At 71.9% G+C, this 15386-nt stretch carries 12 protein-coding genes; 8 read left to right on the forward strand and 4 right to left on the reverse strand.

Going from position 1 to position 15386, the window contains the following annotated elements; all coding sequences use genetic code 11:
* Positions 1-40: 40 nt before the first annotated feature.
* A complete protein-coding gene (locus ACZ6SQ_RS25455; RefSeq protein ID WP_469565928.1) occupies positions 41-769 on the reverse strand; it encodes a ScbR family autoregulator-binding transcription factor in 729 nt (242 codons plus the stop codon).
* 318 nt (positions 770-1087) lie between these two features.
* Between ACZ6SQ_RS25455 and ACZ6SQ_RS25460 the strand changes: the two genes are divergently transcribed.
* Positions 1088-2299, forward strand: a complete 1212-nt coding sequence (locus ACZ6SQ_RS25460; protein WP_469565930.1) for an IS701 family transposase — start codon at positions 1088-1090, stop codon at positions 2297-2299.
* Between the two features lie 340 nt (positions 2300-2639).
* Here ACZ6SQ_RS25460 and ACZ6SQ_RS25465 read toward each other — a convergent pair whose 3' ends face one another.
* Positions 2640-3551 (reverse strand): shikimate dehydrogenase, encoded by a 912-nt coding sequence (locus tag ACZ6SQ_RS25465; RefSeq protein ID WP_469565932.1) that lies wholly within the window; start codon positions 3549-3551, stop codon positions 2640-2642.
* A 317-nt stretch (positions 3552-3868) separates the two neighbouring features.
* On the opposite strand from ACZ6SQ_RS25465, the gene wrbA reads away from it, so the two are divergent.
* Together wrbA and ACZ6SQ_RS25475 are read left to right on the forward strand one after the other, a co-directional pair.
* The gene (gene wrbA / locus ACZ6SQ_RS25470; RefSeq protein ID WP_469565934.1) at positions 3869-4483 is read left to right on the forward strand and encodes an NAD(P)H:quinone oxidoreductase; all 615 of its coding nucleotides are present in this window, start codon (positions 3869-3871) and stop codon (positions 4481-4483) included.
* A 303-nt stretch (positions 4484-4786) separates the two neighbouring features.
* Positions 4787-6277 (forward strand): peptide ABC transporter substrate-binding protein, encoded by a 1491-nt coding sequence (locus ACZ6SQ_RS25475; protein ID WP_469565936.1) that lies wholly within the window; start codon positions 4787-4789, stop codon positions 6275-6277.
* A gap of 160 nt (positions 6278-6437) precedes the next feature.
* Here the strand turns inward: ACZ6SQ_RS25475 and ACZ6SQ_RS25480 are convergent, their stop codons facing one another.
* Positions 6438-7676, reverse strand: coding sequence for a 3-deoxy-7-phosphoheptulonate synthase (locus tag ACZ6SQ_RS25480; protein WP_469565937.1), 1239 nt, complete (start codon positions 7674-7676; stop codon positions 6438-6440).
* A 541-nt stretch (positions 7677-8217) separates the two neighbouring features.
* Here ACZ6SQ_RS25480 and ACZ6SQ_RS25485 point away from each other — a divergent pair.
* From ACZ6SQ_RS25485 to ACZ6SQ_RS25495, 3 genes are all read left to right on the forward strand, one after another.
* Positions 8218-9015, forward strand: a complete 798-nt coding sequence (locus tag ACZ6SQ_RS25485; protein ID WP_469565938.1) for a dimethylarginine dimethylaminohydrolase family protein — start codon at positions 8218-8220, stop codon at positions 9013-9015.
* A gap of 81 nt (positions 9016-9096) precedes the next feature.
* Complete coding sequence (locus ACZ6SQ_RS25490; protein ID WP_469565939.1) at positions 9097-11037, forward strand: copper resistance protein CopC; 1941 nt, start codon at positions 9097-9099, stop codon at positions 11035-11037.
* Positions 11038-11125: 88 nt separating this feature from the next.
* On the forward strand, positions 11126-12400 hold the full coding sequence (locus ACZ6SQ_RS25495; protein WP_469565941.1) for an MFS transporter: 1275 nt from the start codon (positions 11126-11128) through the stop codon (positions 12398-12400).
* Positions 12401-12535: 135 nt separating this feature from the next.
* On the opposite strand, the gene ACZ6SQ_RS25500 is transcribed toward ACZ6SQ_RS25495, so the two are convergent.
* Positions 12536-12667 (reverse strand): hypothetical protein, encoded by a 132-nt coding sequence (locus ACZ6SQ_RS25500; RefSeq protein WP_469565943.1) that lies wholly within the window; start codon positions 12665-12667, stop codon positions 12536-12538.
* A 262-nt stretch (positions 12668-12929) separates the two neighbouring features.
* On the opposite strand from ACZ6SQ_RS25500, the gene ACZ6SQ_RS25505 reads away from it, so the two are divergent.
* Both ACZ6SQ_RS25505 and ACZ6SQ_RS25510 read left to right on the forward strand, forming a co-directional pair.
* Complete coding sequence (locus tag ACZ6SQ_RS25505; RefSeq protein WP_469565945.1) at positions 12930-13757, forward strand: isocitrate lyase/PEP mutase family protein; 828 nt, start codon at positions 12930-12932, stop codon at positions 13755-13757.
* Between the two features lie 151 nt (positions 13758-13908).
* Entirely contained in the window at positions 13909-15300 is a 1392-nt protein-coding gene (locus ACZ6SQ_RS25510) for an XRE family transcriptional regulator (protein ID WP_469565946.1), read from the forward strand.
* Positions 15301-15386: the final 86 nt, after the last annotated feature.

A 15386-nucleotide genomic window follows, 5' to 3' on the forward strand; every position in this document is an offset into this window, starting at 1 on the left:
GGTTTTCAAAACAAGGCGGGCGGTTTCTTATGATCAACCTTCACTGTGACTGATGGTTGCTGTGTGAAAATTGTCGTACCGGAAGGTCTGGTTTCGTTAGTGATCTTTCTGTCGGTCGGTCCGGGGGTGGGGCGGGCGGGGTGGCGGTGGGTGTTCCCGCGGGGTGGAGGTCGTGGAGGCGGTCCGTGGGGACCAGGGCCGGGAGCAGGGCGTCCCAGGCGCCGGTGATCACCCGCGGCCGCAGCCAGCCGCTGTCCTGGCGGGAGAGAAGCTCGATGCCGGCCGTGGTGGCGGTGAGCATCTGGGCGGCCTGGGTCAGGTCCAGGCCGGGCAGCAGTTCGCCCCGGCGGCGGGACCTGGCGAGCGCGAGGCCGACCGTGCGCCGCCACGCGGGGTACGGGCTGACCGGCCCGGCCCCGCCCGCGCTCCGGCGGTCGTCGCAGAGCCGCAGTCCGGCGCGGAGGACGACGTCGTGCCGCATGCGGCGGGCCAGGTCGTGGGTGATGTCGATCAGCGTCTGGAGGGGCGGTCCGTCGGGGGTCCTGGCGGCGCGCACCATCTCCCGCCAGTCCGTGCCCAGTCGGGCGACGACCGCCTCGGCCAGCTTCTCCTTCGAGCTGAAGTGGAAGTAGAGGGCCCCCTTGGAGACCTCGGCCATCTCCACGATCTCGCTCAGGCTGGTCGCGGCGAAGCCGGTCGTGTCGAAGCACGCGGCTGCCGCCCGGACGACCAGTTCGCGGGTGCGTTCGGCTCGTTCCTGGCGTGGCATGGCTACCCCCTCATCACGGCGATCCCGGGTCGGTCGCGGTCGAGAACCACCCGGGTGCGACTGGAGCCCGCTTCGGAGGTCGCTGGACCGAGTCCCGAGCGAGATCGTCGAAAGACACTCTAGCAAACCAACCAAGCGGTATTTTATTGTCTGTCGGGTGGACCTCGAAGAGTGCGACTACCTGACGAACGAAGTCTACAAAACCAACTGCCCGGTACGGTATGGTCGTTCCGGTCGGCGTTCCACGTACGGCCCCTGGCCGTGCCGCCACCAATGGGAGGTCGCCTGCGAAGGCGACCGGGGAGAGGGAGGGGAGTCGTGGAAGGCGTGGAGAGGGAAGCCCCGGCGCAGGCATGGGGCGACGTCGCGGACGACTTCGTCACCGAGTTCTGCGGGCGGATGCTGGGCTCGCTCAAGAGGCGCGACCAGCGGACCAGGGGTGAGTGGTACGTCTCGGGGCTGCTGACCGTGCCGGGCCGCAAGTCGATGCGCGCCCTGGCCGCAGTGGCCGATCACGGTGCCGCCGAGCAGAGCCTGCATCACTTCATCAGCAACTCCTCGTGGAGTTGGCACCCCGTCCGGCAGGCGCTCGCCCGGCATCTGGACAGGGTGCTGCTGCCGCAGGCCTGGGTGATCGACTCCATGGCCATCCCGAAGGCCGGAGAGCACTCCGTCGGGGTCGCCGAGTCGTTCCGCTTCGACCTCGGACGGGTCGTCAACAGCCAGCAGGCCTTTGGTGTCTCCTTGGCCAACGAACAGTTGAGCGCTCCCGTCAACTGGGGCCTGAACCTGCCGGCCGAGTGGCTGGAGGACGAGGACCGGCGCCGACGGGCCAGGATCCCGGACGACGTCGCCGCGATGAGCGTCGAGGCGGGCGTCGTGCACACAGTCGCCGAACTCGCCGACGCCGCATGGGGGTTGCGCCGCCGTCCGGTCGTCCTGGACGGCCGTACCCTCAACTCGCTCGCCCTGATCGAGCAGTTCACGCGGCGACGCATTCCGTTCGTCATGCGAGTCGACGGATCGACGCGGGTGGTCGGCTTCGACCCGGTCCAGCCAGGTGCGGGGGAACGGCTCTTCCAGGCGCAGCAGTTGGTCGAGCGCGGCAAGAAGCTGTCCAAGCCTGTCGTCTGGGTGGACCCGGAGTACTCGATCACCCGGTCCCTCCTGGTGAGCGGCACCCGGGTGACCGTGCCCGCCGTCCGCAGGCCCGGTATGCCTCCGCTCTCCGACCGGGCCCTGACCCTCGTCGGCGGCTGGCCGATGCAGAAGGGCCGGCCGGGGGAGGTCTGGCTGTCCAATCTGCTGGACGTGCCGCCCGCCGCCCTGCTGCGACTGGGACGGCTGACCCGGCGGGTGAGCAAGGACTTCCAGGAGGTCAGCACCCGGGTGGGGATGCGTGACTTCGAGGGGCGCTCGTACGCGGGCTGGCACCGGCATGTGACGCTCTGCTCGGTGGCCCATGCGATCACGGTGCTGTCCTCGGCCCGCCGCCGGCACCTCGACGCCCCGGAGGAACTGTCCGCGTAGGCACCGCGGACCGCTGTTCGGTGTACGGGGTCCGGACGGCGAGGCGAGTCACGGCGACGCGGCCGGGGTCCCCGCACACCCCCGAGAACATGGGGGAGTGCGTGCGGGACCCCGCGACGCCGTCGGGCTCCGGACGACTGCCGGACCGGGTACGGCCTGGGTGCCGGGCCTGTGTACCGGCTTGGGTACTGCCTGGGTGCCGGCCCGTGTACCGGCCCGTGTACCGGCTTCGACAACGGCCTGGGTGCCGGTCTCTGTACCGGCCGGCTGCAGTACTGGGCTTGGTGCCGGCTTCCATACCCGCTTCGGTACCGGCGTCGGTACGGCTTCCGTACCCGCCTCAGAGGAGCGTGCCGCCCGACCCCGCCGGCTCCGTCTCGCGCGCGGCCCGGCGCTCCAGTTCGGCTCGGGCGGCCCGGCCCAGCGCGGCCACCGGCACGTCGGCCCGGCCGGTCAGCAGCTCGATCTGCCGTACGGTCCGGTGCAGCAGCAGGGACAGACCGTCGACCACCGTACTGCCGTTGAAGCCCGCCGCCTTGGCGAGCCGGGTCGGCCAGGCCGAGTACACCGCGTCCAGGACGGCGGCGCCGGAGTGGGCGACGGCCGGGGCGAGGGCGTCGGCGGCCTCCTCGGGCAGGGTGGAGACCACCACCGCGACGCCCCGCAGCAACCGCTGCAACTCGTTCACGTGGTGCAGGTCCACCGAGACCCCGAGCCGGCCGGCCGCGGCCTCGACCTCCGTCGCGCCCGTGCGCCCCTGGACCACCACGACCGGCTCCCGGACCCCGACCTCCCGCAGCGCGGCCAGCGCGGAACAGGCCGCCGCTCCGCCGCCCAGCACCACGGCGGATTCCGGCGCCTCCAGACCCGCCTGACGCAGCGCGGCGGTGATGCCGTGGGCGCCCGCGTGGTCGCCGAAACTGCGCCCCTGCCTGAAGACCACCGTGTCGGCCCCGCCCACGTCCATGGCCAGGTCCGAGACCTCGTCGAGCAGCGGCAGGACGGCCCGCTTCAGGGGTACGGCCAGACAGAGCCCGGCCCAGTCCTCGCCCAGCGAGTCCCACACGGCGGGCAGGGCCGCCGTGTCGCACTCGATGGCCTCGAAGGACCAGTCCAGCCCCATGGCCGCGTACGCGGCACGATGCAGCGTGGGCGACAGGGAACGGCCGGGCGGCGATCCGAGGACCGCCGCACGGTTGCCCCTGCGGCCCCCGGGCGGTGTGCGGCCCGTGGGTGTCTGGTCTGCATGCATGGGTGGAGGACGCTCCTTCTGCGTCTGGTGGGGGGTGGACTCCGGATATCGGAACAGCTTAGATCGCCGGTCTTCGGTACAGGGCGCCGAGTTGACACAGTTCCGCGGTGAATCGCGCGACAGGCCGTTCTTTCGCCCTTCCGTGAACTGCCCGGGGTTCCGCGGACGCGCAAGGTGATGAAATCGCGACGGGCTGTTTGCGGGGTCCGCGACCGCCCGCGAGAGTCGATTTACGGGCGGCCCGTCCGGCGGTTTCGCCGAGGCCCGCCCATAGGTCCCGTCCGTATGCCGGCCCCTCGCGAATTGGAGTTGCGACCGTGACCAACGTCGCCGTCATCTACTACTCGTCCACCGGACATGTGCACACGCTGGCGGAGTCGGCCGCCGCGGCGGCGGAGAAGGCCGGCGCCGAGGTACGGCTGCGCAGAGTCCCCGAGACGGCCGCCAAGGCCACGGCCGCCACCAGCCCCGAGGGGGCGGAGCAACCCGCCGCCGACGGTGCCGCCGTGGCGCGCGTCGAGGACCTGGACTGGGCGGACGTCATCCTGTTCGGCACGCCCACCCGCTTCGGCCTGCCCGCCGCTCAGCTCAAGGCGTTCATCGACAGCACCGGCGAACTCTGGCGGAAGGGGCGGCTGGTGAACAAGGTCGTCTCCTCGTTCACCTCGACCTCCACCTCGCACGGCGGCCAGGAGAGCACGCTGCTGGCTCTCAACAACACCTTCTACCACTGGGGCGCGATCATCGTCCCCCCGGGCTACGCCGACCCCATACAGTTCGCGACCGGCAACGGCAATCCCTACGGCGCGAGCCATGTCTCGCACGGCGGCACCACTCCTCCCGGTGAGGAGAACCTCGGTGCCATCGAGTTCCAGGCTCGCCGCGCCGTGGAGATAGCCACGGCACTCAAGACGGGTCTTCAGGCCGCCTGAGATACCCGGAGTCGCGAAATCCCCGTGCCCTGGCAGTCGCATGACGTTGCGTCAGGACAACTGCCCGGGCCGGAATTCCGATCGCGCGGCCGGACCGGTCCCGTCCGACACGGGACCGGTCCGCGGGAAACGCGCCGGGAATTCAACGGCCTGCACCGTGCCCGGTCGAAAGACATGGCCCTGCTCCCCGTCAGACGCGAGAGCGGCCACACTGCCCACCGGAGGCGGCCGCGGTGCTCGCGGTCGGCCCGGTCCGGCGCGCCCGAAACCCTTTCAGCACTTTGACCCAAGGGATTCACACGCATGAACATCATCAGCTGGAACGGCACCGAACCCGAGAACCCGCTGGTGCCCGGCGACGCGACCGAACGCGACAGCGTGAAAATCGTCAACGCCCTCTTCACCGGCCTGGTCGAGTACGACCCGAACACGGCCGAACCGCGCAACGCGGTCGCGAAGTCCATCGAATCGGCGGACTCCCGCGTCTACCGGATCACCCTGAATCCGGGATGGACCTTCCACGACAACACCCCGGTCACCGCGGCGAGTTTCGTCGACGCCTGGAACTACACCACCTACGGCCCGAACAAACTCCAGGGCGCCGAGTACCTCTCCCACATCCAGGGCTACGAAGCCACCCAGAGCGGCGCCGCCGAGACGCTGTCCGGCCTGAAGGTGATCGACGACAGCACCTTCGAGGTGACCCTGTCGGCGCCCTTCTCCGCCTTCGTCACCCAGCTCGGCTACGCCGCCTTCTTCCCGCTGCCGGCCGCCTTCTTCGCCGACCGCGCGGCCTTCGAGGCGCACCCCGTCGGCAACGGCCCCTTCCGCTTCGAGTCGCACACGCCCGGCGAGCACATCGTGCTGCTGCGTTACGACGCCTACGCCGGTGTCCGCAAGCCGCGCGTCGAGGGCGTGGAGTTCCGGTTCTACCGGATGCTGGAGGACGCCTACGCCGACGTCGTGGCGAACAAGCTCGACTACCTCGACTTCGTCCCGGCGGACGCGCTCGACGGCGGCCGTTACAAGCAGGAACTGGCCGGACGCTGCGTCTCCAAGCCGTACATGGGCGTGCAGTCGCTCTCCTTCCCGCTCTACGACCCGCGTTTCGGCGACCCGCGGCTGCGCCAGGCGATCTCGATGGCCATCGACCGGCAGTACGTCATCGACACCGCCTTCGACGGCGACAAGATGCTCCCGGACGGCCTGGTCCCGCCGATCGTGCCCGGCTACGGCGGCGACGCCAGCGGCGACCTGTGCACCTACCAGCCGGAGAAGGCCCGGGCCCTGTTCGAGACCACCGGCTTCGAGGGCCCGATCGAGCTGACCTCCAACGACGACTCCGCCAACCAGGTGTGGATCGACGCGGCCTGCCGCACGATCACAGCGGCCCTCGGCGTCGAGGCCCGCTACGCGCCGGTCCCCACCTTCGGAGAGTTCCGCAAGCTGATCAACGAGGAGCGGATGACGACCGTCTTCCGCTCCGGCTGGGTCGCGGACTACCCGTCGATCGAGAACTTCCTCAACCCGATCTTCCGCACCGGAGCCGCCGTCAACGGCTCCGGCTACTCCAACCCGGAGGTGGACGCCCTGCTGGCCAGGGCCGACGCGGCGGCCTCCGAGCAGGAGGGCTGGGAGCTCTACCGCGAGGCGGAGAAGCAGATCATCCAGGACATGCCGGCCATCCCGCTCTGGTACCAGAAGGTGGAGTCGGGCTGGTCCACCCGGACCGGGAACGTGACCGTCACCCCGCTGCTCCAGCTGGACCTGTTCGACGTGACCCTCGAGGACTGACCCCTCGCAACGGAACGGCCTGCGGCTTCGTGATCACTCACGAGGCCGCAGGCCGTTTCCCTGTCCGTTTCCGTCGGGCGGATCCGAGGGCTGTTGCCGAAGGGCAGACCGGTGGGCAGACCGGTGGGCGGACCCGGTGGGTCCGCCCGGAGCCGGAACGTCACCGCCAGGACGTACGGCCCTGCCAGGCGGCGGCGACCTCCAGCGCCTGCGCCGGGTTCAGCCGCGGGTCGCAGAACGTGGTGTACCGCTCGCCGAGGCTCCCCATGGACCGCTCGTCGTGCACGCACTCGGAGACGTCGTCCGGCGTGGTCTCCAGGTGCAGCCCGCCCACGACGGCACCCGCCTCGCCGATCACCTGCTGGAAGCCCCGCACCTCACGGACCACGCTCTCCACCAGCCTGGTCTTGCGGCCGCCCGGCCCGCTGACCGTGTTGCCGTGCATCGGGTCCGACAGCCAGATCACCGGGTGCCCGGCGGCGCGCACGGCCGCGGCCAGGGCGGGCAGGTCCTCGGTGACGGCGTCCGCGCCCATACGGGCGATCAGGGTGAGCCGGCCGGGCTCACGCGCCGGGTCGAGCCGCTCGCACAGCGCCAGCAGCTCGTCGGGCCTCATCCCCGGACCGACCTTGGTGGCCACCGGGTTGGCCACCGACGCCAGCAGGGCCACATGGGCGCCGTCCAGCTGGTTGGTGCGGTAGCCGATCCAGGGCCAGTGCGTCGAGGCGAGGTAGCGACGGCCCGACTCGTCCGTGCGGATCAGCGGTGCCTCGTAGTCCAGCAGCAGCGCCTCGTGGCTGGTCCACACCGGGGTGGCGAAGGCCGCGGGCCGCTCGGCCGCCCGGCCCCGCAGTGTCGCCATGGCCCGGCCGGCCGCCTCGTACCCCGAGAGCAGGCGGCGCGGGTCGGGGCGGCGCAGCCCCGCGTCCGGCTCGGGGCTGTTGACCATGTGCCCCCGGTACACGGGCAGTTCCACGCCGTCCACCACCTCGGTGGGGCGCGAGCGGGGCTTGGCGAACTGGCCCGCCATCCGGCCGACCCGGAGCGTGGGCAGCAGGGTGTTCATCGACATCACCCCGGCGAGCGCCTCCAGCAGCGCCACCTTGCGGGTGATGTGGCCGGGCGCGCACTCCGCCGGGTCCTCGGCGCAGTCGCCGGCCTGCACGACATGGCAGCGGCCCGCCGCCACCTCGGCCAGCAGGCCCCGCAGTTCGGCCACCTCGCCGGCGCCGACCAGCCCCGGCCGGTCGGCGAGGTCGAAGGTGACCTCGGCCAGGAGGTCGAGGTCCTCCCAGTCCGGCTGCTGCCGCGCGGGAAGGGCCCGCCAGAGCGCGCCCGTGCCCTCCAGCAGGGCGGCCCCCGCCATGGCCGGACTGGTCGCGATCGCGTCACTGGTCACGAGGAACCTCCGTGGTCGTGAATGATTTCCGTCAACTTCTTCGGGTGCCCGGGACTTCGTCGTTCGCGGGAAATTCCGGAGCCGTTCAGTGCCGGTGGCAGCCGTGTTCGGCGGCCGGCGGCCGTTGCGTGCGAGAGGCGGACCTTCGGAGCCGTCGGCGGCCCGGGAAGACGCCGGGAAGGCGTCGTAAGACGCCGTGAAGAGTTCTTCAATGCCACATGGAATCGCTCGGAATCCTTCGGATCCTGCGGAGTGAATCCTCCATAACTCTTCACCCGCCGACGGCCTTTCTGCGAAAGTGCCGGACGGACTCCGTCATGTCCGACGGAATTCCCACGCGCGCGGGTCCGGCCCACCCTCCCGCCGGACGAAACGGACTTGATTGCCTTTGCCGTTCAAGGCTCGCGATCAATTCGCCGCTCGGCTGGACTCGGATGGACACGGCTGCGCAACGTCCAGCCCCGTTCCGCGCCTCGGACCATTCCGCGCCGGTACCCGCCCCACAGGGCAGGGCCGGCTGACCACCGATGAGAGGGCACCCGTGAACAGCGAACTGCTTGTCTCCGACGCGAGCCACTTCCGGGTCGACTACGAGATCAACCCCTACATGGACACCGCGATCCAGCCGGACGTCCAGGCCACGCTCGCCGAGCACCAGGCCATCGTGGCCGCGCACCTCGCGGCCGGCCGCAAGATCGAGTACCTGCCCTCCGCGCCCGAGTGCCCGGACATGGTGTTCACCGCCAACGCCGCCGTGATCCGCGGCGAGAAGGCCGTCCTGGGCAACCCGCCGTCGGAGCGGCAGGCCGAGATCCCGTACTTCACGGCGTGGCTGTCCGAGCACCACTACGAGGTCGTCGAGGCGCCCTACCTCTTCAGCGGCCAGGGCGACGCGCTGGCCTGCGGCGACCTGCTGCTGGCGGCGTACGGCCAGCGCACCGACGAGCGGATGCTCGACGTGCTCGCCCGCGAGCTGGACTACGAGGTGGTGCCGCTGCGCACCGTGAGCTCCCGCTGGTACGACCTCGACCTGGCCGTCGGTGTCGTCGCCCCGGACCTGCTGGCGTACTGCCCCGACGCCCTCGACGCGGCCAGCGTGCGCACCCTGCGCGGACTCGGCGCCGACCTGATCGAGGTACCGGTCGAGGAGGCCGCCCTGTTCGCGCTGAACCTGGTCAGCGACGGCACCACCGTCACCATGACCCAGGGCGTGCCGCGGCTGGCCGCGGAACTGCGCGGGCGCGGACTCGAGGTGGTCGAGCTGGACACGACCGAACTGGCCAAGGGCGGCGGCGGGGTGCGCTGCACCGCGCTGACGCTGGACAACCCGCCGGCGTAGCCGGTGGTCCTATTCTCGGGGCGGAACCGCCTCCCGCGGGATGCCCACCGCGGATACGCCTACCGACGGGGAGCAGGCAGGATGACCACGGGATCCGTGCGGGTGCGCCGGGCCGTCGGCGCGCTGTTGGCGGTGCTGGCCGCCGTGCTGACCGTGCTGGGCGCGGCGGGCACCGCGTCCGCGCACGCGGAGCTCGAGTCCACCGACCCCGCGCAGAACTCGGTGGTGCGCTCGGCGCCGTCCGCCGTCACGCTCACCTTCGGCGAGGGGGTGACGCTGCCCTCCGCCTCGCTGCGCGTGTTCGACCCGGCGGGCGAACGGGTCGACACGGGCACACCGGAGCACGCCGCCGGCCGGGACGACACCGCGCGCGTCGCGCTCCGCGGCGGCCTGCGCGACGGCACGTACACCGTGGCCTGGCAGGTGATCTCCGGGGACTCGCATCCGCTCGGCGGTGCCTTCGTCTTCTCCGTCGGTGCGCCCTCGGCCAGTTCGGTCTCCGCCGAGGAGTTCCAGGGCGCCCGCACGGACAGTGTGATCGCGTTCCTGTACGGCACCGCGGGAGTGGTCGCGTACGGCTCGTTCGCGCTGCTGGCGGGCGCGGTGGCGTTCGTCCTGATGTGCTGGCCGGCGGGCGTCTCCGTCCGGCCGGTGCAGAAGCTGCTGGCGGCCGGCTGGATCGGCCTGCTGGGCTCCACCGTGATCCTGATGATGCTGCGCGGCCCGTACGAGCAGGGCGGCGGTCTCTTCCCCTCGGACGATCCCGCGCCGGCCCATGTCGACGTGGACGAGCGGATCTACTTCGCGCTGGCGGCCAGGCTGCTGCTGCTCGTGGCGAGCGCCGTGTTCCTGGTGCTGCTGGTCGGCGCGCTCGGGCAGCCCGGCACCGAGGCCCCCCGGCGGGCCCGGGTGCGGCTCGGCACGGCCGGACTGGTCCTGGCGGTCGGCATGGCGTTCACCTGGGTCTCGACGGACCATGCCTCCGAGGGACCCCAGGTCTGGCTCGCCCTGCCGCTGACCGCCCTGCACCTGCTGGCCATGGCGGCCTGGCTGGGCGGTCTGGCCACCCTGGCGGCCGGGCTGCGGCACGGGCTGGCGCCTGCCGCCGCGCGGCGGTTCTCCGCGGTGGCCCTGAGCTCGGTGACCGTCCTGGTCGCCACGGGGCTGTACCGGGCCTGGCGCGAAGTGGGCCCCTGGGACGCCCTGTTCGACACCCGGTACGGACAACTGCTGCTGCTCAAGGGCGGATTCGTGACCCTCATGGTCGCCGCGGCCTGGGTCTCCCGGTCCCGCCTCGCCCGGCTGCGGACGGGTGAACCGGCCGGTGAGGGAGGCGAGTTCGTGCGGCCGACGGGGCGGTCCGACGCAGCCGTGCGGACCGGTGCGAGCGCCGAGAGCGGCGAGGACCACGCGAACGACGACAGCGCGCGACCGTCCCGGGGCGCGGTGTCGGTCCAGGCCGACGAGGAGGGCGAGACCCCCGCGCCACGCGAGACCTCCACGCCGCACGGCGGCGACGCGACCGTACGCGCCGGCCTGCGGCGCTCCGTCCTGACCGAGTCGGCCGTGGCCGTCGCCGTCCTCACGGTCACCACGCTGCTCACCTCCTCGCCGCCCGGACGGAGCGCGGACGACGACCGCAGCACCGTCGCCGCCGTATCTCCCGCACCCGCCCGGACCGTCACCTCGCAGCTCCCCTTCGACACCGGCGGCGGCACCCCGGACGCACGCGGTGAGGCCACCCTCCGCCTGGTACCGGCGAAGTCCGGCGGCTACGCCGTACGGCTGGAGCTGCGGCGTGTCGACGGCACGCCGGCCGAGGTGCCGGAGGTCCGCCTCGCCCTCGCGCTGCCCGCCCGTGACCTCGGCCCGCTGCGGGTCCCGCTGAAGCGTGACGGCGCAGGTCGGTGGGCGGGTGCGGCCCGGCTCGCGCTGGCGGGGGAGTGGACGGTGTCGATGACCGTACGTTCGTCCGACATCGACCAGGCGACGTCGGAACGGAAGGTCCCGATCGGCCGTTGACCGGCCGACAACCGTACGCCCGGGCGGACCTGACAAGGTGTCCCGGCCGCGCTTTCCGGGACGGTGTTGCCTCGATCACGCTGTGCACATGATTCGTCAGAAGCAAGTGTGGCCGTGGATGATCGCGGCCATCGGATTCGTCGCGCTGGTCGCGGCGGCTGGGTTCCGGGCGACCCCCGGTGCGCTGGTGGAGCCGCTGCAAGAAGAGTTCGGATGGTCCACCGGGGTCATCGGCCTCGCCATGTCCGTCAACCTCGCCCTCTACGGCGTCACCGCGCCGTTCGCCTCCGCGCTGATGGAACGCTTCGGCATGCGCAAGGTGACCGCGGCCGCCATGTCCCTGATCGCCCTCGGCAGCGGCCTGGCCGTCTTCATGACCGCGTCCTGGCAGCTCGTGCTGCTCTGGGGCGTCCTGGTCGGCCTGGGCTCCGGTTCCATCTCCCTGGGCTTCGTCGCCACGCTCGGCACGCGCTGGTTCGTCAAGCGCCAGGGCCTGGTCACCGGTGTGCTGACCGCGGGCGGCGCGACCGGCTCGCTGGTGTTCCTGCCGCTGGTGGCGAAGCTCTCGGAGTCGCCCGGCGGCTGGAAGACCGCCGCGATCGTGGTGTCGGTCGTGGCCCTCGCCACGGTGCCGATGATTCTGCTGTTCTTCCGCGAGCACCCCGCCGACCTCGACATCCCGCCGTACGGCGCGGACGAGGTCGTGCCGGTGCAGCCGCCCGCGCGCAACGCTGCGAAGCTCGCGGTCGACGGTCTGAAGACCGCCGCCCGCACCAGGGCGTTCTGGCTGCTCGCCGCCGCGTTCGCGATCTGCGGCGCCACCAGCAACGGCCTGGTCAACACGCACTTCATCCCCGCCGCCCACGACCACGGCATGCCGTCGGTGACCGCCGCCGGCCTGCTCGCGCTCATCGGCATCTTCGACCTCATCGGCACGGTCGCCTCCGGCTGGCTCAGCGACCGCTACGACTCGCGCGTCCTGCTGCTCGGGTACTACGCGCTGCGCGGCGTCTCCCTGCTGGTCCTGCCGCAGCTGTTCGACGAGAAGGTCACCGGCCCGATGCTGGTCTTCATCGTCCTCTTCGGCCTGGACTTCATCGCCACCGTGCCGCCGACCGTCGCCCTGTGCCGTGAGCACTTCGGGATGTCGGCTCCGATCGTGTTCGGCTGGATCTTCGCCGCGCACCAGCTGGGCGCCGCGTTCGCCGCCACCACGGCCGGCCTCACCCGGGACGGCTTCGGCACCTACGCGCCCGCGTGGTACGTCGCCGGTGTCCTCAGCATCGCGGCCGGCGTCCTGTCCCTGCGGACGAAGCCGCCGGCGGTGGAGAAGACCCTGCTCGCCGAGCCCGCGCGCGTCTGACCGACCGCGTGCCCGACACGCTCCGCCGGCACCGAACGCTCGGCCCGCTCCACCGGATCCCCCGCTCCACCTGCTCCACCTGCTCCGCCTGCTCCGCCTGCTCCGCCCGTTCCGACGGCCGGACCGCTCCGCCCGTCACGTCCGCCCCACCGGCTCGAAAAGCACCACGAGCCGTACCGGCCCCACCAGTTCGACCCGCTCCACCAGTTCGACCCGTTCCACCGGTTCGACCCGTTCCACGAGCCCGGCAGGCTCCATGTGATCCACGAGGCCACCACGCTCCCCGCGATCCATGTGCCCCCGGCTCGACGCGCCCGACGCGCGTCCCCCGCACCGCCCCGTTCCGTGCCGTATCGGAGGTGGCGCCTCCCCTTTGCTGGACCGGAGGCGCCACCTCGGTCTCTCGGGCCACAATCGGCCTGCCGCACACGGCGGTTGCAAGGTGACGGAGTCTCACATCACCGCTTTCAGCCCTTTTACCGATATCGGCAAGATGTCTCTTGCACACCTCTTCACGAAAGGTGCCGTCATGGCAAACACCCAGCAGACCAAGGCCCTCGTCCTCCGCGAGCTCCACGAGAAGGGCATCCTGGTGCTGCCGAACGCCTGGGACGCCGGCAGCGCCGCGCTGATCGCCCAGGGCGGCGCCAAGGCGATCGCCACCACCAGCGGCGGCGTGTCCTGGTCGGCCGGGAAGCCGGACCAGCAGGCGCTCAGCCGCGACGAGATGGTCGCCCTGGTGCGCCGGATCGCCGACACCGTGGACGTGCCGGTGACCGCCGACATCGAGGGCGGCTACGGCCTCGCGCCCGAGGACGTTGCCGCGACCGTCACCGCCGTGATCGAGGCCGGTGTGGTCGGCGTCAACCTCGAGGACTCCAAGCCCGACTTCACCCTGTTCACGGCCGAGGAGCAGGCGGCCCGCATCCGCGCCGCCCGCGAGGCCGCCGAGCGTGCCGGGCTGCCGGAGCTGGTCGTCAACCTCCGTACCGACGTCTTCCTCTTCGGCATCGGCGAGCCCGAGGGCCGGGCGGCCGACGTACTGGCCCGCGCCGCCGTCTACGCGGAGGCCGGGGCGGACAGCCTGTTCGTGCCGGGGCTGCTCGACCTCGCGGTCATCGCCGAGCTGGTCGAGGGCCAGCCGCTGCCGGTCAACGTGATGGCCGGACCGGGCGCGCCCACCGTGGCCGAGTTCGAGGCGGCCGGCGTGCGCCGGGTCAGCCTCGGCACCGCCGTCGCCCAGGCCGCCTACTCGCTGGCCCGCCGTGCCGCCGCCGAACTGGTCGACCACGGCACCTACGACGCGCTGGACGGCGCCCTCGACTTCGGCGCGGTCAACAGCAGCTTCACTCGCTGAGGCGCGTCGCCGCGCCGCACGGCCTGACGGACGTGCGCCACCCACGGGGCGGGTCGGCCCGTGACATCGGACCGACCCGCCCTTTGTGTTTTTCCGAGATGTCCGAGATATGCGAATCATCCATATTTCTACACGAGATGAGGCGATGGAAATGGGGAGGCCGGAGAAACCGGTGGACGCCTCGGGCGGAGCGGTCGCGGAGTTCGCGAGCCGGTTGCGACGCCTGCGTGCCGAAGCCGGTGGACCGACGTACCGGGACATGGCCAAGGCCGCCATGTACTCGGCCTCGGTGCTGTCCAGCGCGGCGAACGGGCACCGGCTGCCCACCCTCCAGGTCGCGCTGGCGTACGCGGCCGCCTGCGGCGGCGACCGGGAGGAATGGCGCCGACGATGGCTGGAGGCGGCGGCCGGAGGGATACCCGCCCTGCCGCCCCGACCCGCGGCGGCCCCCGGACCGCCGATACCGCGGGAGCCGGCCGCCGAGGCGATACCCCCCGGGCTCCGGCCGGCCGCGCCGGTGCTGCCCAGGCCGTGCCAGCTGCCGCCGCGCCCGCAGGGACTGGTCGGCCGCCGCACGGAACTGAGCCTGCTCGCCTCGGCCCCGCCCGGTCCGGTGGTGATCAGCGGACCCGCCGGCGTCGGCAAGAGCGAACTGGCCCTGCACCATGCGCACGAACTGGCCCCGGCCATGGTCGACGGCCAGCTCTACGCCGACCTGGGCCCGGTGCCGGAGGGCGGGTACGACGTACCGGGCCTGCTCGCCGAGTTCCTCACGGCGCTCGGGGTGCCCGCCGGACGCATCCCGGCGGCGCCGGACCAGCGCGCCGGGCTCTACCGTTCACTGCTCGCCCAGCGCAGGGTGCTCGTGCTGCTGGAGAACGTGCACAGCGAGCGCCAGGTACGCCCCCTGCTGGCCGACTCCGCCACCAGCACCACCATCGTCGTCGGCCGGTCCTCGCTGCTCGGCCTGCGCGACGTCCTGCGGGTGCGGCTGGACCTGCTGCCGCGGACCGACTCCGTGGCCCTGATCTCACGGGGGCTGCCGGAGCGGGCCCAGGCCGACCCGGCGAGCGCCGACCGGCTGGCCGAGCTCTGCGGCGATCTGCCGCTGGCGCTGGACATCGCCGCCCGCAAGCTGCTCGCCCACCCCGAGATGTCGCTGCGCTGGGCGGTCGCACGGCTGGAGCGCCCCGAGGCGCTGCTGGACTGGCTGACCGTGGGAGACCTGTCCCTGCGCGAGGTGCTCGCCTCGGCGCACGCCCGGCTCAGCGACGAGGCGCGGGAGCTGCTCGACCGGCTGACCCTGCTGCCCCAGCCGGAGCTGCGGGCCGACGAATCAATGCTGGCCGGGTCCGAGGATTTGACCGACGAGTTGGTCGAGGCGGGGATGCTCCGGCACACGGAGCGGCTGGGCGCGTACCGGCTCGACGCCCTGGCGCGGGCCCTCGTGACGGCCGGCGGAACGGCGTACGACCTGCTGCCGAGGCACTCCGTGCCGTTCACCCGCGTCCGGCCGCTGGCCGAAGCCCGGCAGCTGACCTGACCGTTCGAACAACTCCCGTAAGCCGCTTGTTGATTGTCCGGTTCGGACAAGCCTGTCGATCAATATCCGCCTTCGATGTACTCGTC

The sequence above is a fragment of the Streptomyces sp. NPDC048600 genome (assembly GCF_055587025.1).

Bases quoted from the DNA above. Each gene is read 5' to 3' on its own strand.
- ACZ6SQ_RS25475 (WP_469565936.1), top strand. From the start codon at position 4,787: ATGAACATCATCAGCTGGAACGGCACCGAACCCGAGAACCCGCTGGTG.
- ACZ6SQ_RS25510 (WP_469565946.1), top strand. From the start codon at position 13,909: ATGGGGAGGCCGGAGAAACCGGTGGACGCCTCGGGCGGAGCGGTCGCG.
- ACZ6SQ_RS25455 (WP_469565928.1), bottom strand. From the start codon at position 769: ATGCCACGCCAGGAACGAGCCGAACGCACCCGCGAACTGGTCGTCCGG.
- ACZ6SQ_RS25490 (WP_469565939.1), top strand. From the start codon at position 9,097: ATGACCACGGGATCCGTGCGGGTGCGCCGGGCCGTCGGCGCGCTGTTG.
- ACZ6SQ_RS25505 (WP_469565945.1), top strand. From the start codon at position 12,930: ATGGCAAACACCCAGCAGACCAAGGCCCTCGTCCTCCGCGAGCTCCAC.
- ACZ6SQ_RS25465 (WP_469565932.1), bottom strand. From the start codon at position 3,551: ATGCATGCAGACCAGACACCCACGGGCCGCACACCGCCCGGGGGCCGC.
- ACZ6SQ_RS25495 (WP_469565941.1), top strand. From the start codon at position 11,126: ATGATTCGTCAGAAGCAAGTGTGGCCGTGGATGATCGCGGCCATCGGA.